Origin of the sequence: Vibrio sp. 10N.261.46.E11 (genome assembly GCF_041472735.1) — a bacterium.
Classification (GTDB): Bacteria; Pseudomonadota; Gammaproteobacteria; order Enterobacterales; family Vibrionaceae; genus Vibrio.
Genome location: NZ_JBFRQW010000022.1, coordinates 16,483 through 37,034 on the forward strand (window position 1 = coordinate 16,483; position 20,552 = coordinate 37,034).

27 protein-coding genes are annotated in these 20,552 nt (G+C 46.3%); 24 read left to right on the forward strand and 3 right to left on the reverse strand.

Annotated features, from left to right (window positions below; genetic code table 11):
- Positions 1-40: 40 nt before the first annotated feature.
- The 12 genes from AB4407_RS07750 to AB4407_RS07805 all read left to right on the forward strand — a co-directional run bounded on the left by AB4407_RS07750 (position 41) and on the right by AB4407_RS07805 (position 8,521).
- Positions 41-1,231, forward strand: a complete 1,191-nt coding sequence (locus AB4407_RS07750) for a DNA circularization N-terminal domain-containing protein (RefSeq protein WP_372120053.1) — start codon at positions 41-43, stop codon at positions 1,229-1,231.
- Entirely contained in the window at positions 1,228-2,166 is a 939-nt protein-coding gene (locus AB4407_RS07755) for a phage tail protein (RefSeq protein WP_372120055.1), read from the forward strand. Before AB4407_RS07750 ends, AB4407_RS07755 begins: the two co-directional genes overlap by 4 nt.
- Positions 2,159-2,758, forward strand: coding sequence for a phage baseplate assembly protein V (locus AB4407_RS07760; protein WP_372120057.1), 600 nt, complete (start codon positions 2,159-2,161; stop codon positions 2,756-2,758). Before AB4407_RS07755 ends, AB4407_RS07760 begins: the two co-directional genes overlap by 8 nt.
- Positions 2,755-3,156: a phage GP46 family protein gene (locus AB4407_RS07765; RefSeq protein ID WP_102258109.1), complete on the forward strand. Its 402-nt coding sequence runs from the start codon at positions 2,755-2,757 to the stop codon at positions 3,154-3,156. Before AB4407_RS07760 ends, AB4407_RS07765 begins: the two co-directional genes overlap by 4 nt.
- A complete protein-coding gene (locus AB4407_RS07770; RefSeq protein WP_372120059.1) occupies positions 3,153-4,196 on the forward strand; it encodes a baseplate J/gp47 family protein in 1,044 nt (347 codons plus the stop codon). The genes AB4407_RS07765 and AB4407_RS07770 overlap by 4 nt, the downstream gene beginning before the upstream one ends.
- Positions 4,178-4,708 (forward strand): hypothetical protein, encoded by a 531-nt coding sequence (locus tag AB4407_RS07775; RefSeq protein ID WP_372120061.1) that lies wholly within the window; start codon positions 4,178-4,180, stop codon positions 4,706-4,708. The genes AB4407_RS07770 and AB4407_RS07775 overlap by 19 nt, the downstream gene beginning before the upstream one ends.
- Complete coding sequence (locus AB4407_RS07780) at positions 4,705-5,829, forward strand: hypothetical protein (protein ID WP_372120063.1); 1,125 nt, start codon at positions 4,705-4,707, stop codon at positions 5,827-5,829. The genes AB4407_RS07775 and AB4407_RS07780 overlap by 4 nt, the downstream gene beginning before the upstream one ends.
- A 13-nt stretch (positions 5,830-5,842) precedes the next feature.
- Positions 5,843-6,391, forward strand: coding sequence for a hypothetical protein (locus AB4407_RS07785; RefSeq protein ID WP_372120065.1), 549 nt, complete (start codon positions 5,843-5,845; stop codon positions 6,389-6,391).
- Between the two features lie 160 nt (positions 6,392-6,551).
- Positions 6,552-6,794, forward strand: a complete 243-nt coding sequence (locus AB4407_RS07790) for a hypothetical protein (protein WP_372120067.1) — start codon at positions 6,552-6,554, stop codon at positions 6,792-6,794.
- Entirely contained in the window at positions 6,791-7,327 is a 537-nt protein-coding gene (locus AB4407_RS07795) for a lysozyme (RefSeq protein WP_102258104.1), read from the forward strand. The genes AB4407_RS07790 and AB4407_RS07795 overlap by 4 nt, the downstream gene beginning before the upstream one ends.
- A 2-nt stretch (positions 7,328-7,329) precedes the next feature.
- On the forward strand, positions 7,330-7,842 hold the full coding sequence (locus tag AB4407_RS07800) for a hypothetical protein (protein ID WP_372120069.1): 513 nt from the start codon (positions 7,330-7,332) through the stop codon (positions 7,840-7,842).
- 133 nt (positions 7,843-7,975) lie between these two features.
- Complete coding sequence (locus tag AB4407_RS07805) at positions 7,976-8,521, forward strand: hypothetical protein (RefSeq protein WP_372120071.1); 546 nt, start codon at positions 7,976-7,978, stop codon at positions 8,519-8,521.
- A 30-nt stretch (positions 8,522-8,551) separates the two neighbouring features.
- Here the strand turns inward: AB4407_RS07805 and AB4407_RS07810 are convergent, their stop codons facing one another.
- Both AB4407_RS07810 and AB4407_RS07815 read right to left on the reverse strand, forming a co-directional pair.
- Positions 8,552-9,520, reverse strand: a complete 969-nt coding sequence (locus tag AB4407_RS07810; RefSeq protein ID WP_372120073.1) for a phage portal protein — start codon at positions 9,518-9,520, stop codon at positions 8,552-8,554.
- Between the two features lie 21 nt (positions 9,521-9,541).
- Positions 9,542-11,293 carry a terminase large subunit domain-containing protein gene (locus AB4407_RS07815; protein ID WP_372120075.1) on the reverse strand — a complete coding sequence of 584 codons (1,752 nt, stop codon included), beginning with the start codon at positions 11,291-11,293 and terminating at the stop codon, positions 9,542-9,544.
- Positions 11,294-11,427: 134 nt separating this feature from the next.
- Between AB4407_RS07815 and AB4407_RS07820 the strand changes: the two genes are divergently transcribed.
- The 12 genes from AB4407_RS07820 (at position 11,428) to AB4407_RS07875 (ending at position 19,847) form a co-directional block, all read left to right on the forward strand.
- Positions 11,428-12,285, forward strand: a complete 858-nt coding sequence (locus AB4407_RS07820) for a GPO family capsid scaffolding protein (RefSeq protein WP_372120077.1) — start codon at positions 11,428-11,430, stop codon at positions 12,283-12,285.
- Between the two features lie 47 nt (positions 12,286-12,332).
- Positions 12,333-13,367: a phage major capsid protein, P2 family gene (locus AB4407_RS07825; RefSeq protein ID WP_372120079.1), complete on the forward strand. Its 1,035-nt coding sequence runs from the start codon at positions 12,333-12,335 to the stop codon at positions 13,365-13,367.
- A gap of 122 nt (positions 13,368-13,489) precedes the next feature.
- The gene (locus AB4407_RS07830) at positions 13,490-13,939 is read left to right on the forward strand and encodes a head completion/stabilization protein (protein WP_372120081.1); all 450 of its coding nucleotides are present in this window, start codon (positions 13,490-13,492) and stop codon (positions 13,937-13,939) included.
- Complete coding sequence (locus AB4407_RS07835; RefSeq protein WP_372120083.1) at positions 13,939-14,403, forward strand: phage tail protein; 465 nt, start codon at positions 13,939-13,941, stop codon at positions 14,401-14,403. The genes AB4407_RS07830 and AB4407_RS07835 overlap by 1 nt, the downstream gene beginning before the upstream one ends.
- Complete coding sequence (locus AB4407_RS07840) at positions 14,400-14,939, forward strand: phage virion morphogenesis protein (protein WP_372120085.1); 540 nt, start codon at positions 14,400-14,402, stop codon at positions 14,937-14,939. Before AB4407_RS07835 ends, AB4407_RS07840 begins: the two co-directional genes overlap by 4 nt.
- On the forward strand, positions 14,939-15,154 hold the full coding sequence (locus tag AB4407_RS07845; RefSeq protein WP_372120087.1) for a DUF2635 domain-containing protein: 216 nt from the start codon (positions 14,939-14,941) through the stop codon (positions 15,152-15,154). Before AB4407_RS07840 ends, AB4407_RS07845 begins: the two co-directional genes overlap by 1 nt.
- On the forward strand, positions 15,154-16,290 hold the full coding sequence (locus AB4407_RS07850; protein WP_372120089.1) for a phage tail sheath subtilisin-like domain-containing protein: 1,137 nt from the start codon (positions 15,154-15,156) through the stop codon (positions 16,288-16,290). The genes AB4407_RS07845 and AB4407_RS07850 overlap by 1 nt, the downstream gene beginning before the upstream one ends.
- Positions 16,291-16,293: 3 nt before the next feature.
- Positions 16,294-16,659, forward strand: a complete 366-nt coding sequence (locus tag AB4407_RS07855) for a phage tail tube protein (RefSeq protein WP_372120091.1) — start codon at positions 16,294-16,296, stop codon at positions 16,657-16,659.
- Between the two features lie 11 nt (positions 16,660-16,670).
- Positions 16,671-17,414, forward strand: coding sequence for a phage terminase small subunit (gene gpM / locus AB4407_RS07860; RefSeq protein ID WP_372120093.1), 744 nt, complete (start codon positions 16,671-16,673; stop codon positions 17,412-17,414).
- On the forward strand, positions 17,398-17,682 hold the full coding sequence (locus AB4407_RS07865; protein WP_102258091.1) for a phage tail assembly protein: 285 nt from the start codon (positions 17,398-17,400) through the stop codon (positions 17,680-17,682). The genes gpM and AB4407_RS07865 overlap by 17 nt, the downstream gene beginning before the upstream one ends.
- A 32-nt stretch (positions 17,683-17,714) precedes the next feature.
- On the forward strand, positions 17,715-17,834 hold the full coding sequence (locus tag AB4407_RS07870; protein WP_258182968.1) for a GpE family phage tail protein: 120 nt from the start codon (positions 17,715-17,717) through the stop codon (positions 17,832-17,834).
- A gap of 36 nt (positions 17,835-17,870) precedes the next feature.
- The gene (locus tag AB4407_RS07875) at positions 17,871-19,847 is read left to right on the forward strand and encodes a hypothetical protein (RefSeq protein ID WP_372120095.1); all 1,977 of its coding nucleotides are present in this window, start codon (positions 17,871-17,873) and stop codon (positions 19,845-19,847) included.
- Positions 19,848-19,891: 44 nt separating this feature from the next.
- On the opposite strand, the gene AB4407_RS07880 is transcribed toward AB4407_RS07875, so the two are convergent.
- Positions 19,892-20,552 (reverse strand): type III toxin-antitoxin system ToxN/AbiQ family toxin (locus AB4407_RS07880; RefSeq protein ID WP_372120097.1); only part of this gene is annotated, 661 nt, incomplete at its 5' end.

The window sequence follows — 20,552 nt, forward strand, 5'->3', positions numbered from 1 at the left end:
TGCCTAATTCTGATTTTCTTCTGTAGTTGGTGGCTTTTTGATGTGGGAACGACAGTACGAGCACGCTAGATGGAATGGGCTGAAGCTCAATATCCTCTCGATCGCCTTTGATGGTGGTAAGCGTTTGCAAGTGAGCGAAATCCCCTACGCAGAGCTACCACACATCAAAGTCATGGGAACAAAAGCCCGTACCTACACAATTGAAGCGGTGTTCGTTGGCTCTACTTCTCTGGCCGATGCCAATACCCTCATTGAAAACCTAGAAGCAACACCAACAGGCGAGCTAGAACATCCTTGGTTAGGTGAGCTGCCGCTTGCCTTTGAAGACGTATCGCAAAGCATCAGCACAAAAAAAGGATTGGTCACGCTGAGTCTGAAGTTTGCTCGCGCTGGCTCCTCCCCTTCAATCACTGCACCGACATCCGTTCGCACAAAAACGCAGGCCAACATGGTCGAGAGCTTGTCGAAGCGTTCTTTCGCAAAACAAGTTAAAGGCTTGGATGTATCGAACATTCACCGGGTTCAAAATGATGCCATCAGCGCACTGAACGTGTTGGTCGACATCACCAATCGCTTAAAGCTTGAAGATGAAAGCCTTCAAGACATTAACCACGCGATCAATAAAGCATTCTCTGCAGTGAGTAGCCTCAGCACTAACCCAACTGAGTTCGCTGATCTGTTTTCTGCCTCAGTGGATGCAGTGGCCGATGGTGTTCAAGCTGAGCCAAGCTCTGGTAATGAAGCGGTAGACAACTCGCGCAGTGCTCAAGCTTTACTACTAGGTGAAGTGAAACCGGACACGCCAACTCAGCACCATAATGTGCAGATGGTGACGGGTGCTGTGAAGATGAACAAAGACATAACACACCTAGAAAAAGGCGACCGCTTTGATATTACGAAGTCGGCTAAGCAGCCTGAAACCATTAAGAATGATCTATCTACTTTGATTGTCGGTATCGATGAACGCATCAAAGACACCACCAAAGTGTCGACGCTTGAAAGCATTGAGTTGTTCGACGCAGTCACGACATTGAAAAGCAATGTGAAGGTTCAGCAAGATAAGGTGGTCAGCGGTACTGCGCCCCATAGAACGGTGCAGTCACCACGCTTTCAATCTGCGCTGGCGATTGCGCACGATGAGTTCACTCAAGAAAAAGTCATCACCAAAATGAATGCACTGCAGCACCCGCTCTTCATTCGTGGTGACATCGCCGTGAGGGATATGTCATGAACACGCTAACGATGCACATTGATGGCAAGCCGCGCACCTTCTATCAAGCGAATCTCAACTACTCCATTGAACAGCTGGCCCACACGTTCAGTTGCTCAATTGAGCCTATGAGTATTGAAAGCCCGTTGTCGGTTGAGTTCTTCCTTAACGACAAGTCGATTCTGATTGGTCAGATTGATGGTGTGGATTCAAACACCGATTCAAGCGCTCACACTGTTTCCATTTCTGGCCGCTCAAAGAGTGCCAACATGATTGATTCACGCATCACGATGGATTCGCTTTATAACTTGAACGTGGAAGAGCTACTTCGCCATGTCGCCAAGCCATTTGGTTTGAAAGTGAAAAGCCTGGTGAAGAGTATGCCGGTCATCCCCGAGTTTCAGATAAATGCGGAATCCCCTGTAGAGAACGTAGCTCAACTGATTCGAGAGCAAGGCTTTATGTTGGTTGAGCGCAGTGGTGTGTTGACCATTGAAAACACCGCGCATGCAACTATCAGCAATATCGGCTTAGAAACGGGCAACAACATCGACAGCCTGAACATCAAGCGCACCTTCAATCAGCAATTTCACACCATTGATGTGCAAGGCCAGTGGGATGACGCAAGCGCACAGGTCATCAATCCAAACGTCGATAGCTCACGCACTATGGTGATCACCTGTGACCAATTGCAAAACCGTGAAGCTTGCCTGTCTCGTGCTAAATATGAGCGCAACCTTGCCATAGCTCAAAGCCTGACAGCATCAAGCACGATTGCCGACATATTCCCTGAGTTGGCCATTGACGGGTTAAATCGAGTGATTCGAGTGACAGACCAAGAACAAAGCTTCAGTGAGATGTTGGTGATCAAGTCGCTTAGTCTATCGGTGTCTGAAAGCTCTACGAAAACTTCGGTTGAGTTATTCAGGCCATTTAAGGAGCAAAGCTATGTCTAGTGCTCTGCAGCAACAACAGCGATTAATGGCCAGAATTAAAAACGTGATTGGCACCGGCACTGTCACAGGTGCAACCACAGGCCGATTACAAATCAAAACCGCGACAGGCCGAACTAACGACAAGATAAAACGCGTGCACAACTACGGGTTTATGAGTCGCCCACTACCAGGTGCGAAAACTTACAACCTGTTCATTGGTGGAACCACATCTCGCGGCATCACCGTGAACGTAGAAGACGAACGCCACCAAATAGAGCTACAGCCTGGTGAAGTCGCGATGCTCGATGACAAAGGCAACCTTGTTCATTTCACAGACCAAGGCATCAAGATAAACGCCTGCGCAAAGTTAGAAGTGATATCGGCACAAGAAACCACCGTGAACGCAACGGCTGTGAACGTTACCGCACCTAAGTCCACGTTTTCTGGTGATGTAGAAATAGGTGGCAATTTGAAAGTCACGAAGAACGCTAATGTCACCGGTTCTGTGGGTGGCGCGTCCGGTACGTTCGGCGGTGTCAAAGTTGAAAAGCATGACCACGACTACACAGACGACGGGACAAACAGAACAACCAAGGGGCCAAACAAAGGATGAGCCATTTCAATTTAACCGCCCTGACTGCGCCGCTCAGCTCTAAAGAGGGATTAACCCACGCTGTTCTGCAGAGCGTTTATAACTATGCCGAATCGACTCAAAACGATCGCGCCCGTATGGCAAGCAATGAGCGTGGCGGCACTTGGAGCAATGAGTTGATAAACGTGGTCGGCTCTCGTGACTGGACGCTCAAGCGAGCAAAGCTCACAGACGAAACATTAAGCCTTGCTAAACGGTTTTGTGAAGAGTCGCTCGCTTGGCTCATTACCGACGGCCACGCCAAAGCAGTCGAAGTTTCAGTATGGCGAGAGAAGCCAAACCAAATGGGTCGCAATGTGATGATCACCCTAACCGATGGCTCTCAGTTCGATGTTCCACTTTCAAAGGTTAACCAATGAGTACACAACGAAGCTTAGATGAGTTGATTGCTCGTGCAGAAGCCAATCTGGTATCTGAGACAGGGCAAAACAACCCAGCAACCAAAGGGATAGCCGCTGCCATTGCGGGTGTTAGCTATGGGCAATATGGTTATCAAGATTTGCTGTTCAGGCAGCTGCATCCAGAGACTTGCTCTGAAGAGTGGTTATACCTACACGCCAATCGCCATAAAGCCCCTCGACTACTGCCCACGTTCGCAACGGGCCGAGTACAGTTCGCTGAGCTTGGCGGAACGGTGGTGATCAAAAAAGGCACCCGCTTAACGCATGCCAATCACGAGTATGAAACCACCAAAGAACAATACAGCAATGCTCCGGTCGAAGTCATCGCGCTTAAATCAGGTATTGATAGCAACTTACCTGCAGGCGCAATATTGACGCTAAGCAAAGGGCTCAGCGGAATTGACCCAAACCGTGTGGTTTCACAAGGGGTGACAGGTGGCGCGAACATTGAAGAACTCAAGCACTGGCGTTCAAGAGTGATCGTAGCGTTTGAAAAGAATGAGCTCATCGGTAAATCAGAAGATTACCAAGCCTGGGCCGTGTCTGCTCACTCCGATGTGGACTTTGCCTGGGCGCTCGACAACACCCCACAGCGAGGCATGGTGGAAGTGTATATCGGTGCGCGAGAAAACAACCCGACCTTAAGCGCAGGAGTGGTCAAGTTAGTGCAAGACACCTTTGAGCGAAATCGACTGGCAGGTTGTCACCCTATCGCCCATTTGCCAAAGCAAGTGCCACTCAACATCGAGATACAAGGCATTCAAGACCAAGCCATACGTAATGATGTAGTCACCGCACTGGAGAATCTCGTGAAAGGGAAAATGGGCAAAATCGACCCGATAACCCAAAAGCCGGAATCCATCACCAACACTGAAATTGTATTAACCACTTCAACCGTGACCAACAACTTCATTGTTCGTACACCTGTTGGTGAGGTCGCCATTGATAAAAACCAGATACATGTACTAGGAGGCGTAACGTGGACACCGCCGACTTAATTATTAACTACAGTGCCGGTGATTTTGAAAACGCCTACCGTGGGCTATTACCCAAAGGCGAATATTGGCAAGACACCGAGAACGTCGAGCTGGCCAACACCATCAAAGGCATGGCCAAAGACTTCAAACAAACCCATGACGATATTGAACTGTCGCTATTAACCGAGTTTGAAGAGCAGCAGTTTGGTTGGAAGATTTCAGACTATCAACGGCTCTTGATGACGATGGGCTCTAAAGGTGTGGTATTTGATGAAGTCGCTAACCCAAACCTCATCAAGATAAACCTGTTCAGCTACAACAATGACGCAGCCTTTAAAGCGTTAGAAGAAAAACGACTGCCGCACACCGAGTTTCATTGGATTTATCCGTTAGTCGGTCGTGTCGCTGTGAATCAAAATACTGCAATGACGTTTACTCCAGAGTTTAGCCAGGAACTGTCGATTAACGCCAATGCGCAATATCTATGTACAACAGCCATCACTTGGCTGCTAGAAATAGGAGATGACTCGTGAACCAATTACAGGCGATCCCAACAACGCACGGTTTGAGCGTGTTAACCAGTTCGCTCAAATCTAGCGTTAAAAAATTCAAGCTATTAGGCAATATTGGCCCTCAAGCCGCTAATGTGTATGAGTTTCACTGCGAAACAATCCACGCAAGTTACTACGACGCCAATGGTGTTCTAACTTTTGAAATGCGTTTGCCGATTGAAACCCATTTTAATGAGTACATGTATAAGGTTCACATCGTTGATGATGCGGGCGCGGTAGTTATTGAATGTGCAACTCCTAAAGTTGCACTGCCTAAAGGTATCGGTGGGATGTTGACGTTGAAATCAACGGTCACGGGCAACCCTGGTGATCTTGTTTTCCAAAACAGTGACTTCCTGACTGAAACCGAATTTATGGCTCGCTTTGCTTCTAAGATGCAAGCAATGCCATACGATCCCTTACGTGCTTACTCAGCAGGTGAAACCTGCTATACGAAAGATGCTCAGACCGGCGAACTCTCATACTGGCAATGGTATTCGAATGTTGAATCGCTTGCAGGAAAGTCCCCATTACTCGTCGCCAACCGACATGTGGGTTGGTCAGATAACACCAAGCCGTTCTATTGGGTGCCATACACTGGTGATCAGGTAGGTATGCCGTTTTTATGGCTAGATGCCTCAGCGCCAGAATGGTCGGTAATGGAAATCAATGTTGATTTACCTGTTGCAGTGTACTGGCGTTTGGCTCGTCGTTACCCGCATCTAGTCACTGGTAACACAATTAATACAGGTGAAATCCGCGGTGAGTTTTTACGGGTTCTAGATCAAGGACGTGGAGTTGATGATGGTCGTGTTATTGGTTCTGCTCAAGATGCAACACACATTAGAACTGCGGCATCAGATTACTTCAATAGAGATGGCTCTATCGGGGCTACTATAGGCACAGCATTTTCTAATGCGGATTATTTCGGATGGCCGAAAGATAGGAGCGCAGTAAGGGCACCAAATGGTGTTAAAGGTTTTATGAATAGTGGTCAAACAGATAATGGTTTTAATTTAAACATGTCCACTTCTGCTGTTAGTTCTCAATTTATTGCGATGCGAAGCAGAAACGTAGCGCGTCCAATGGCTATTGCCATTTAAGGGGAGTAAGTAAGTGAAATATTATTATCCAACAGATAGAGAAACCAAAGAAGTTCTTGCCCCTGTTCAGGCTGAATATCGAGGTGGTATGTATCACATACCGAAAGATGCGCTTCAGTCTAAACCATTGCCATCAAAGCAAGGCTTTGCAGTGGTGGCTGTCCTTGATGAATCAGGTAAGGCTATAGGCTCGGAATATATCGAAGATCATCGCGGTACTACGATTTATGATGAGTTTGATTGTACGAAGTCGGAGACTGTTTCTGAACTTGGCCCGATTAAAGACGGATTTACGCCTGATAAGGCATTAACGATGTTTGATGAACGCATTGATGGCAAGTGGGTAACCAACCAAAGCAACAAGTACGTTGCCGAGTACAACCAAACTGACGAGATAAGACGACAGCTTTATTCTCGTATGTGTGACCCACTAATTGCAGAAGCTCAAATCAAACGTTTGAGTGGCAATAAAGCAGAGGCCGACATCAGCGAGGCTCAAGCCCTAGCTGCTAGAGCAAAGATCCAAGCAGAACACCCTTGGCCAACACCGCCTGTCAACTAATCCCAACCCTATTTAAACCCAGCCACTGCGCTGGGTTTTCTCTTTCTTGCCTTCTGAACTTCTATATCTCGACACTAGAAATGCCATAAGTCCCCTTTAAAACTCAACTAGATACACTGTTTATGGGGGAACTAATTAACTAGCCATAAGAGAGAAATCAATGAATGAATCAGAGGCAAAGGCACTAGTCGTATCGCTACTAGATGTCACTGGCCTAAAGAAAATCTTAGCTTCCATTGGTGCAACCCTAATCAGTTTTGGCGTGAATGACGTACTCCAAGTGTTGTCTGTTGCGGTCGGTATTGGCGCTGGCATCATGGCGATTCGTCACTACGCGATTGCAACCAAACTCAGCCAAGCGCAGTTAGACAAATTGAACTCACAAAAAGAGGGTTCAGCATGAGCCTAAAAACCAAAGCAATACAGGCGGTGGTGTGTTCTGTGGCTTCCGTTCTTGCCATTGTCTTTACTATTGATTCAAAGCTAATAATCAGTGAGAACGGCCTTAGCCATGTAGCGAATGAAGAAGGCTGTAGGCTGAAGCCCTACCAATGCAGTGCTGATGTTTGGACTGCAGGGTTAGGTCATACGCAGGGCGTAACGGAAAACACCAAACTCACATTGCAGAAAGCCGCTGAGCTATTCGTTAAAGATGTTGCTGCCGCTGAGCGTGTCGTCAATAAACACATCACCCAAACACCAAGCCAAGGTGAATACGACATGATGGTGAGTTTTGTCTTTAACCTTGGTGCAGGTAACTTCACACGCTCCACCTTATTGAAGAAGTTTAACCAAGGTGATCATCAAGGCGCTTGTAACGAATACCCAAGGTGGGTGTTTGTGAATGGCAAAGACTGCCGACTCAAGCAAAGTAACTGTGCCGGTATTCCTAAACGACGAGCAACAGAACAACACGTCTGTTTGAATGGGTGGTGATCATGTTGACCCAATATCTAACTCTATTTAAAGCCATTGCCTTTGCTTCCGTTCTTAGCGGTGTCGCTTATTACTCTTATGACTACGGCGTAACAACTACCGAAGCCAAAGCACTAAAAGCGCAAAACGTACTCTGGGGAAAAGTAGAGCAGAAACAAGATGAGGCTTTTCAACTAGCCGTAAAACTCGCTAACCAAAAGCCAGATATTCGTATTGAATTTCGAGAGATTGAAAAAGAGGTGATCAAGTATGCTCAAAAGAACAATGATAAGCAGTGCGTTGTTAATGATCCTGACTGGATGCACATCCGTGCCCAATCAGTGCGAGCGCATAATAGAACAATCGGTATTCAGCAACCCTCCACCCTCCCTGATGGTGCCGCCAAAACCGCTACAGGTTACGAGCGAGACGCCGAAGTCTTAGCGGAAGATGTAGCGAACCTGCAAACCTGTGCTGAGAATGCTCAGAAGTTATTAGCATTACAAACTTGGATAAGTGCGCAATTTTCTCCGTAATTCGCAAGCTTGTTTAATATATCGACACTTAATATATATCAGCAATAAACTTGACTAAGTTGCCTTTCGATAAGCCATTAAAAAATGCATCATAGCGTTCAATTCACCATATGAGACAAACAAGGATATTCCATTGGCCAATTTAAAACGCTTAATCAAAGGGCAAGATATTTCATTCGATACTCATCAAGCTGGCGATGGGCAACGTGTCAAATGGCGTGATGTTCATCTGGAAAAAAGAGTTCACGGCGAACGTGGAAAAGCTAAGTTCCCACTCCTAAGCGATGAAAGTCCCAGCAGTAAAGGAATGAACCATGACGTTTATAATCGTGTAACTCGCGAAGTGAAACGCGAGCTGAGTAAAGACCCAAACTTAACCAAAAACCTTGTAGATACTGTTGCGAACACAATAGAAAGATTTAGCCAAGGTACTGCCACCATAGAAGACGGTGTAATTGCAGCTAAAAAGTTATCGAGCTATTTCGATTTAGATGAAAACATAGTATCAACGTTACCCAATCGATTCGACAAACCCAACAACATGACCCTTTCTACTATACATAATAAGAATGGTGGACCAGGATTTATTGAAATTGTTCAGAGTAAAAAAAAGGTAGACATTCGTAAACCTTCTCGAGAGACTCTTAGCAATCATCGAGAAAAGGGGCTGCAGTATTAAAAATGCTCCCCCTAAAACGATCCAGAGAGCCTAGCTTAAATCTAGGCTCTTATACTCATTCGCGGTGATCACCTCGCTCCCCACAAAATCATTCAACTCTTGCATCATATCAATCAGTGGTAGCAGCTCGTTCTTGTGGAACAGCCAATCCACCTTATTCAAATCCAGTGACGTAATACTCTCGCGTCGAATGCTCATCAACTCGATTGGAACACGGTGAACCGAAAGCACCTCGTTCATGGTCTGATTCTTCACATCACGGTAAGAGTCTTTAGCTTCAACCTGACCGATCGGCTTGAGCTCTGGTGCTTTGGTATCTTTACCTTTTGCATTCACAAATAAGTTTTTAAACGCCATACCTTCTTGAGCTTGCAGCTGCTTCTTGATTGCCTCTTCCTGTTTCGGCGTCATTGATGGCTCGTTCATATACAGCAAGTAACCTGCATGGTTACCGTTACGGTAGTACTGACGACGAAACAAGGTCGCATCATCGTTCAACCAGATAGAAGTCAAAGAGCTAATGTGACTCGGCAAACCATAAAGTTCTTGAGCAACGTCATAATCACCTAAATAGAACACTTGGTTATGTTTGTAGTCGATACGGCCATCATCGTCGTAAGCTCTTGGCTTATACGACCAACCCAAGTCTTCACGTCTACGCATGTAAAGTGTCGGTAAATGCTTGAGCTTAACGACTTCGCCTAAACCTCTATAATCTCGAATCACCTGAAGGTGGGCACCACCAAAAGTGAGGTAGTCTTGAATAAAGCGCTTTGCATCTTGGCGTGAGAGCAATCCACTCAACGCAATGGCATGCATTAACGTATTGCGCTTAAACTCAATCGCACTCGAATGCATCGGATTGGTGCGCAGTGCTTTGGCTAAGGTATCTAAGGCGATCGGTGGTTCGTATAAACCATCAACCAACGCCACTTCTAAATAACTGAGAATGTCGCTGTTCATCACGCTCACGGGTTTAGAAAATTCAATCTCTATCACTTGGTCTCTCCAAAAATTAGGCTAGAAGAACTCGACTGTGGTGTCGGTGTCGTTATTAATATCAATCGGCTCCCAACGCAGAACGTGCATAGACGCCCAGGCTAAATCCGCATGAGAGCCAATTTTGCTGCGGTTGGAAGTAAAGGTAATTTGGTTACTTACTTTGGTGGTTTGCTGGCGAATCATTAAGAACGAGTGAACGAGATCATCCCACTCCGCTTCAAACTGTAAGCGGCCACTGTTAATGATTTCTCGTGATTTATACGCCATCAATCGTTTTACTTCGGGCGAGTAATCCAACTCAACCAAAGCGGGATAAAACTTGCGAACAAGCTCTGCAACCGCAGAGCCTACGCCACTGGTATCCATCGCCATGTACACCACATTGTATTTTTCGGTAATGCTGCGAATGGTGTCAGCCTGTTGCTCATAGCTAGAGCCTTTAAGGCGCACTCGTTCAATCAGTCGGAACACGCCGCCTTTGCGTTTAGGTTTCAACGCCACCACTAAGCCTGCATCATCGGCACTTTCCCCCGTTCCTCCACCTCTTGGGTCATAACCAACCAAAACTTCTGCGTTGCCCACTGGCCTTACTTTCTCGTGGTCGACATCTTTCCACAGTGACGTATCGGCCTTACAGGCCAGTAATGCTTTCAATGAGAAGAATGAAGCGCTGTCATCCAAAAACTTACAACGCAGCAGGTTGTCGAAAATCTCTTTAACCGGATACTTACGCTTAAGCTTATCCATGTTGAAGAAGGTCGCGCCCTTCTTAATCGCATCATCAACCGTGATCATTTGACGGAAGATAAAATCAACACCTAAAGCCCCGGCTTTAAGTGCCTTGTGGCTGATATCAATGCCGTGCTCTTTCTTACCTTGCCATTTCGGGTAGGCTTCATGGGCCATGGTGGAAGGTGTTGAAATGTAAGTGGTGCGAAACTTCGCCTGAATCGACATACCGCCCGCGTAATCATCCAACTCAGAAAAGCGAGGGATCCAAAACACTTCATCCCAATACATGTGGCCGTTAAAGCCTTGAGAGGTCGCAACGTTGGTCGACATAAAACCAAGCTTTGCACCGTTGCTTAACTCGATGTCATCCTTGCCTTTAAGGTCAATGCCACCAATCTCAATCGCGAACTGTCGAATGTAGTTTTTGAAAATATAAGACTGCTTTTTCGACGCAGAGATAAACACCTGGTTGTCGCCAGTCAGCACCGCATCTTCAAACGCTTCAAAGGCAAAATAGAACGTAAGACCAATCTGGCGCGACTTAAGATAAAAGCGCGTTTCGTTGATTTCGTCATTTTGCTTATGGCCGTGAATTTCCTTTTGGTATTCGAAAAAGGTTTTCTCGCGATACTCATCCAACATCTCTTTGGTGATGTGGGAAACATCGTTCTTCACCTTATTCGACTTACGCCCACGCTTTTGCTCACCATCACTTCGGCCAGCTGGTCGGTTGCGCCTTTGCTCTGCTTCATCACGTTTGAATTGCTGTTCGAGCAACATCTTGAGCTCACGTTCTTGGCTCTCAAGCTTTTGGTCAACCCACATCAAGTAAGCAATGCGCTGTCTCATCATTAATTCGATGGGCGCGTCATCCCTCAGCGTTTTCCAATCAAACTGAGTTATCCATTTTTGAACCGTGCGTGTGGCCACACCAACCGCTTCTGCAATTTCTGCAGGCTTACGTTGGCGTAAAAACAGTCCCAAAGCTTTCGTTTGGTCGGCGGTATATAGCGGTTCGCTAACAACATTATTTTCCATGTTTGCATAGTGCTACAGCGCTTGTGATTACTCAGCTTGAACGATTTCTATATCAAGCGTTTAGAACTAGGACAAATACAAAAAGGCGGAGGCATTGGGTAAATTGGAATCATCGAATTTAGGAGAGTTTAGGCATGTTCAAATCAGAGCCAATTTGTGTATTAACCGCAGGGCCAACCATTGATGGTCGCGATATTCCTCAAAAGGTAATTGATGATATTGCCGAAACTTACGACCCGAAAAAGTACACCGCTCGTATCAACGATGATCATTCCGAGTGGAGCTGGAAAGGTGGCTCGGTGTTAACAGCGGAAGCGCGTGGCAACGAGTTGTGGGTTGAAGTGAAGCCCAATTCTCACTTGTTACGCAATATCGAAAACGGGCAGCTACTGCATACCTCATGTGAATATTTAGAAGACTTTGCGAAAACAGGAAAAGCTTACCTAACGGGGCTTGCATTTACCGATGAGCCAGCATCATTAGGAACAACCCAAGTACACCTCTCAGCGCAGCGTAGTGAGAAAAAAGCCCTGCATGTATGCACTGGGCAAATGCTCAACTACACGGGAAAGCTCCCAGAACAAACCGAGCTATCAACTGAAGAGCGCTCGTTAATGAACAAACTTTTTAGCTGGTTTAAAGGTGAAGAACCTGAGCAGCTCTCACAACAACAGGAAGAAGGCGACATGAGTAAAAAAATTGAAGAGCTGCTTGAAGCAAGCGTAGAGCAAAACCAAGTTCTATCTGGTCAATTAGGCCAACTTGTTACTCAGCTATCGGCTCAAAACAACCCTGAACAAAACCCTAATGGTGATGAAAAAGACACGACACCAGAAGAAAACAGCCAAGAGACTGAGCTGAAAGGTCAAGTCGAGACTCTTTCGTCACAGGTAGAAAGCCTAACAGGTCAAATCGAAAAGCTCAGCAAGCTAACCGATGAAGAACAGCGCCAGTTAGCGGGCGAAGGTGATGACGACAATACTTATTTATAAGTGTTGATACGTCCTAAATCCATAACGTTTTAGATTAGGTAATAGACATGCAACAGCATACAAAAACAAAACTCAGCGCTTACGTGAAAGCGGTAGCCGCTCAAAACGATGTTGATGATGCAACAGAGAAATTCAACGTGAGCCCTAATGGTACTCAGCGCATTATCGCGGCTATCCGTGAAAGCAACTGGTTCCTAGAAAAAATCAACATCATTTCGGTGAAAAACCAAAAAGGTGAATCCATTGGCCTTGGTGTGACAGGCATGATTGCCAGCCGTACCGATACTTCTGGTGCAGGCAAACGCACACCTAAAGATCACTCAAGTATGGGGGCTATGCCTTACATGTGTGAGCAAGTGAACTTTGATACTGCTGTGCGTTACGTAAAACTAGACGCATGGTCGCACCATAAAAACTTCAACACCTTGCTAAGTAAAGCGACTCGCGAACAGATTGATGCGAACAAAATCACTATCGGTTGGTATGGCGAAAGCGTTGCTGATAACACCGATGCAAGCGCGAACCCGAACGGTGAAGACGTAAACAAAGGTTGGTTCCAAGCCATGCGAGACCACAACACGGCGCGACTTATCAAACAAGGTAAGACACCAGGTGAAGTGCGTATTGGTCCAGGTGGTGACTTCATCAATTTAGACCTAGCGGTACTTGAAACGAAAAACTTACAGCATGACGCCTGTGAAAACGATTCAAACAATATCGCCATCATTGGCTCTGACTTGCTGGCCTACGACAAAGCCAAGTTCTACGAAGCGCACGGCAATACGCCAAGCGAGAAAGGCAAAATCCAAGAGCTGCAAGTCATCGGTACTTATGGCGGTTTGCCTGCTGTAAAAGTACCAGGCTTCCCTCCTACGGGCATCATGGTCACCAGTTACGACAACCTGTCCATCTACATTCAAGAAGGTTCGATTCGCCGCTCTACAGGTAAGAAGAACGATGAAAAAGACCAAATTGAAAACTTTGAGTCGATGAACATGGCTTACGTGATTGAAGAGCTAGGTAAAGCCGCCGCGATCGAGTTCAAAAACGTGAAGCTTTGGATTAACGATGCCTGGCATTAAGCCAAAGCGTTAAACACTAACACCCCCTCAATGCAGGCTCTATTGCTATCTCAGGTGCGCTTTGGTGCTAACTGTTATTCGCGATTGTCGGCCTGCATTCCCTAACCCAATAAGGATAAATCATGGAATTTGTCGGCAACAAAAACAAAACATATCAATCTCAGTTGCCAGCAACGGGCAAATACCCAGTACTGAACATTTCAGAGTTTCAGTCTCTGTACCATTTCCAAAGCAATGAGACAGAGGCAGGCATTCTGCATCACGCGAAGGTGTCACGCATCAAAGTGCATTCCGAGCTTAAAGACACCTTAGTGCCTTTTGCTAGTTTGACGGCTTTATCCCAAAAGCGCTTTGGTGATGACGACTCAGCCGAAACCCTTTACAAGCAGGCCGTGTTCGCACTGACCGCCGCGCAACTGATTAGCGTGCAAATGAGTGGTGACGCCACCGCCGAAGCCGCTGACAGACAAGAAGCGCTCACCAGTAAGAAAGAAGAGTGCGAAGTGCAGTATCGCCAAGCTATTGATCTACTAATTCACGCAGAAGAAACCTACTGCTTCGAGAGAGTGTAATGAAAGCACTGCAAAGCTTAACGGACTTATTCAAAAGCCATGTGACAGACGCGGCCAAAATGGACGTGTGGGCAGAGGATGGCGCTTTATTTTGTGGACAAGGTGTTTTTGTCGATGGGTTTGAAATTGAATACACCGCCATCGTTTTCTTGCAAAGCGCCAAGTTAGAGCCGCAAGTTTTGTTTATGCATTTAGTCAGCTGGCTTAATAAGTTCGACCCAGAGCGAGCAGAAAAAGGCTTACCCATGCCGACGTTCGCGTTAGAGCCTCTCGATAAAGGTCGTTTTGACCTCAAGCTGAAAATTGATATTCGCGAAGAGTTCGACCTTCAAGAAAGCGAACAAGGCAATTGGAAGCAAGGCGATACCCGTTATGAATGTGTCAGTGGTTTTGAAGCGCGAGCCGATGAAGACCAACTCGGTGAATTGGTCCACTTTGTCGGCCACTTAGATGATTTGCCATGAGTGAATTAACACTCGCGACGCCTGAACAATTGACTCAAGTTGTGGAAAGTTTAGTGCTTACGGCCAGTGATAAGTTTGAGCTGAATAAACGAATGGCCAACCGCGCACGGCAGTTCTTTCATCAGCAAATTCGCGCTCAGCGAGATATAGACAACAACCCGTACCAAGGCCGAACGCGGCGAAAGACAACCCAACTACGGAATGGCACTCAAGCGCAGAACACCGTTAACAATAAAAACATGCTGCTCGGTTTTGGTAAGGCATTAAGAACTCACGTAACAGAAGATAGCTTTGAGATTGGTCTAAAAGGCGTCGCGGGTCGCATCGGCCAAGAGCACAACCAAGGCTCTCAAGTGTCATTCACGACTCGCGTTAATGGCCACTACAACAGTAAAACAGGTCAATGGACAGGCGGCGTGAGAACCAAGCGCAATTATCAAATGCCCAAACGAACCTTCATTGGTTGGACACCTGCTCTAGAGCGAGAGCTACTCGCCATGGCAGCGGAACACTTTGCACTAGAGGATGCAGCGTAATGGATAAACAAGTAGATAAACCCAAAGTACCCACCTTCAAGATTAAGCCCGCAACTAAAGGCTTAATCGTGAAAGACCCGATTACCCGAGAGCCATTGAAAGCTGCAGGTGAAGTAAAGCCTCGCAACGCTTACTGGCTACGTCGACTCGCTGAAGAAAGCGTCGTGGATATCGACAAAACAGCCAAGCCCACAGCCAAGAAGGAAACTAAATAATGAGTATTGGTTTTGCTGAAGTACCAAGCACCGCTCGCGTTCCCGGTGTCTACATTGAAATTGATAATAGCCTGGCAAACAGCGCAGAAGACTTGCAAGTTGTTTTGGCGATCGGTAATGCGGTCAGTGGTGCAAAGGTCGCTCACAATAAAGTCACGCTTTGTATGGATGAGACAAAAGCGGCAGACTCGTTTGGTGCTAATAGCGACATCGTGGAAATGATCACCTATTTCCGCAAACAAGATAAAACCATGCCAATTTACGCGATCAGCGTGGGTAGCGGTGATATTGCAAGTGCATTGGCCGCGCTAGGTGATACGCAATACCACCACATCATGTGCTCATTGAATGACGACACGACCATTCGCGAATTGGGTACCTTTCTTGAAAACCGTTATACAGCATTAGAGCAAGTGCCAGGTATTGCGTATCTACCGAAGAAAGGCACCCACGCGGAGCTAGTGACCTTTTCAGCAAAGAGCAACTGCCCGTTAATCAACTTCCTGCCAATCAACAACTTTGGTGACTCTAAAGACCAAGCATTATCAGATGCAAAAGCCATTGGTGCATGGGTAGGTCAAATCGCCCCGTCATTAGCCATCGACCCTTGCAGGCCGCTACAAACACTCAAGTTAAACGGTGTTTACTCACTGGCAACGCAAGAGTGGGATTGGGCTGAGCGCAACCTCTTTTTGTATGAAGGCTTGAGTACCTACACGGTGAACTCAGCGAATGAAGTGTTAATAGAGCGTGCCGTTACGGCTTACACCGAAAACGCAGCTGGCGTAACAGACAACAGTTACCTCGATGTAATGACACCTGCAACCGCCATGTACTTCCGTCAGAAACAGCGCTCGTTGATCTTAAGTGTCTACCCTCGCCATAAAGTAGCGAAAGACGGTACCAAGTTCGCCAAAGGTCAGCCGATTGTTACGCCGACCATGTTCAAGGCCAAACTGTTGACCCTGTATCGAGATCTGGAATACCAAGGCATCGTGCAAGATTTCGATGGCTACAAAAAGTCGCTCATTGTCGAGCTTGATAAAACCAACAAGCAGCGCGTCAACTACCAAGATTCACCGCAGTTCGTGAACGGTTTGATTATCGTTGCGGGTAAAATTCAATTTAGGAAGTAAGTCATGGGAACAAAAATTACTAGCCGTGCTGTCCTTAACGCAGGCTCATTGGGTCGCCTTCCCCTTAAAGAAGGCGCTGAATTTGGGATGGGCAACATGAAGCGCGAAACCATCATGGGTGACGATGGCGTATTGGGTTTCTCTGAACAGTTCTCAGATGCGCCTTTCATCAAGTGCACCATCATTCACGCTAAAGACACCGATGAGAAAGCCATTGCTGATTTTGTGGGTGAAGACATCACCCTAGAAACGAACACAAGCCGCGCTTACACCTTGAAAGGCGCATGGACAGCCGACCCACTTAGCGTAGCGGTAAAAGATGGTCAGCTTGAAGTGGTCTTCAACGGTGACGAGCTCATCCCGCAGTAAGGAGCAATACCATGATATCCATACTGATGAAACGAGAGGCTCTGAAGGAAAAACCATTAACGGTTGAAACCTTTGAAGCTACCGACAGTGTCGACCTTCTCAACGATGTTGGCGCAATAAGCGAGTCAGCATTAAGCCAATCCGTTCGCACTGCTTTTGCTGATAAGCCTTGGGAAGAAACACAGAACGTGTTTAAGCAAGACCAAAGCCGCTTGCGTACTTTGTCTGGCTCGAAAGAGAAAGACCCGTACAAACAAGAACTCATTAACAAGTACCGCCCACTGGTTGAAAAGCTACTGGTTACCCACAAAGGCAACTACGACAACCTCGATGTGATGTGGTGCTTTTATATGTGGCACTTCGACCTTGGCAAGTTTGAAGAGATCCACGACGACTTTCGAGCTGCCATTGATGGTGGATTAGAAACACCGGCTAATTTCAAAGTGAACGGTCAAACGGGCTTCTGTGATTACGTGTTTAAGTACACGCACAAAGCGCACACCGACAAGAAAGAGTACAAGCGCGAATACCTGATTAAAGCCGTGAATGATTTACTGGCGGGTGAGATTGCTACCAACGCCCCACTCAAAGTGAAGATGTTCCGCCTAGTCGGTGACTGGCACCTTGAAGCTGGCGAAAAAGAGAAGGCACACAACCTATTTGAGCTAGTGATGAAACTAGACCCACAGAAAGGCGGCGTGAAGAAGAAACTAGAAGCATTACAGAAGGAGCTTGGTTATGACCAACCCCATTAAAGACGAGTCACAAATCAAGGTCGCTGAACTGGCCTCGCCTATTGAAAAAGACGGCAAAGCGCTTACGCATATTGATATCAGTAAGCCACACTCTGGGCATTTGCGAGGGTTGAGCTTGATAGATGTGTGCGGAATGAAGTTTGAAGCAGGACAAACCCTATTACCTCGAATCTCTTGCTTGAACGAGCGTGACATTATCAACATGCCTCCAGAGAACTGGGCGCCATTGCTCACGACGCTTGCCTCTTTTTTCGTCGCGACGGAATAGTTATAGATCGAGTTGAAGACTATTACGCAGATATCGCCCTTGTGTTCCATTGGCCGCCAAGCGAAATAGACAAACTCAGCTACGACGATCTATTACTGTTTCGAGAGCTGGCCAGACAAAGGCACGAACAAACACCACAAGAGAGCGAATAAGCTCTCTTTTTTTGTATCAACAAAAGGCTATCCAGAATGAAAATGAAACTGTCTGTTCTCATGGATATGAAAGATAAAACTTCGGCCGTTCTCAAAGGTATGAGTGGCGAGAGTGATCATTACGCCAAGTCCATTAAGAAAGTACAAAAGACACAGGCTGATGACTCTGCCGCAATGGGGATGATTGACTCGTTCAAAAGCTCACGGAAAGCAATGAATAAGAATGCCATTGCTGTTGCTGCGGTCAGCGAAAAGCTTGAAGAGTTAAAAGTCAAAGCGGCAGGCGTTGAATCCCCAAGCGCTGCACTCACGGAGAAAATCACAAAGCAACAAGCTAAGTTGAGCAAGCTGAACACCGAGCAAGAGGGTTACAAGTCCCATTTAGATAAGCTCGATAGCCAGTTAAAAAAGACAGGAGTAAATACAGGGAATCTCGATGATGAGTACGACCGACTGAATCGAAGTTATAAGAAACACGGTAAGGAGATAGGAAGACTCAGTAAGCGTTATACCACCTTACAAGGAGTCATGAGCCCGATTCAAAAGCTGAACCGTTCCATCAAGTTTCCCAAAGTCGGCGCTGCAGCGGCAGGAAAAGGAGCCGCGCTGTTAAGTGGTTTAAGCTTTGCGGGGTTAGTGACACAAGTGAATGGCGCTGCAGGTGAAATGGACAACCTGGCAAAGACATCGGCGACCCTAAAATTACCTATTGAAGAACTTCAAGCCATGCAGTCCCAGGCTGAACATGCAGGGGTAAGCTCTGACGCATTGTCTAACTCAATGCTTCGCTTTACCAAACGACTTGGCGTGCTGCAACAAACGGGTTCTGGTGCGCTAGGCTCTTACCTCAAGAAGAGTGAGAACGCGCTGCATAAAGACTTACAAGGAGCGAAAGACACTAAGCAGGCTTATGAAATGCTCCTTGAAGAGTTCTCTCAGCTTGAAACACCGCAAGAACAAATGGCCTTTGCCGATGCGGCCTTTGGACAAGACGGTCGCAAAATGCTGATCATGTTGCGTGAAGGTACTGAAGGGTTAACGGCAGCAAGAAAAGAACTCAATGCATTGGGTGGCGGTGCGACTGCAGAAGATGCCGCAAAAGCGGAAGCCTACAATGATGCTCTGCAAAAAATCGAAGAAAGCGTCCGCTCTATGAAGTTTGCAGCACTTGCACCCATCATGGAAAAAGCGACCAAAGCATTCACCCAGTTTTCTGAGAAGTTTAAGAACACAGCCTGGCGAACCGATTTTATCGAAAAGCTTATCCAAACCGTAGACGGCCTTTATCAAGGCTTTGAACTTCTAGGTAAAGGGCTTATTTGGTTAGCGCAAAACTTCAAGGGGATTCTGGCGACGGTCGCCATTCTAAAAGTGGCTCTGATAGCTTTAAATGCGGCTGTTCTGGCAAACCCAATAGGGCTCATGGTGGCTGCTGTTGCTGCTGCGGTAATCGCGATTACTTATTTAATCGATAAGTTCATTGGTTTAGATAAAGTCATTAAATGGATTGGTGACGGCATTGGTTGGTTATGGGATAAATTCAAAGCCCTAATCAACAAGCTGCCGGATGCGCTTATCCCCGATGGGTGGAAAATTCAAACTGATGAAGCTGGCCAAGAAGTCGATAACTTAGCCGCTAAACTCAACCGTATTGAAGACAAGAGCGCGACGCTTGGCATTACGACCAACGAAACCCAAAACCGAACTGAGCGAACCCAAACCGAACAAGGTTATTATGCTTATCAAGCAGGTGGCGTTGAGCCTGTTATGCAGGACGCAACGTATGGTTCGTTGGGTCAAACCGAACAAGGGCCCCATACTTATCAAGCTGGCGGATTCGAATCTACCAAGCAAAATACAGCATATAGCCCACTGGGTAACCAAACCATTAAAAGTAAATCTGAAGTATCACTGACCATCAAGTCAGATAAACCAGTCGCAATTGAAAAAGCTAAGAGCGAAAAAGGCACAGATTTGAACTTAGACGTGGGGAATATGGCGACAAGCTTTTAACTCCTAAAAAGAAAGCCCTTGCTAAAAAGTAAGGGCTTGCTGGTTTAAGGTGTGTTTTTGCTAAGCAATGCAGCCAACTGCGATAGAGTTGGGGGCTTAGGTGTAGGTACTTGATATGTCCCCATTGCCGCTTCAAGAGCAGAAAAGTCACAAGAAATATTTGAAAAGTGTTTGTGTTTATCAACAATAACCAATTTGTGAAGCTTCTCAGCTCGTTCAATAATCTTGTCACCATTCTTCTTAATGAACTTAATCTGACGTTGAAGCATGCTGCGATATGGCTCATCTTGTTTATCAACATCTAATTCAGTGATAACCGCATCCGTAACAGGAATCATGTTATTCAGTTGGAGCATTCCTAATTTATTGCTAAGGACTCCATCCTCATTAATTTTATACACAGAAGGCGAGCTGCTAGGGATGCGATCTTGTTTCTCTTTGTATGATGTTAATGGCGCAAGGTACTTACAGCCATTAACATGTAAAACAATACCCACATACGCACGCTTTTCAGAGTAGTTATTTGGTACCGTTTTGTCCGTTTTTTTAAGATGATTAATATAATCATCTGTAACAGTGTAGAAGTTCATCGTGGTTATCCCTAGGCCCAATAGTAAAAAACCCTGCTTAAAAATCACTAAATTAATAGTAAGCTTTAAGCAGGGTCTTTTGTGTTTTTCTAGTTCGCACTTAATGGTAGCGACT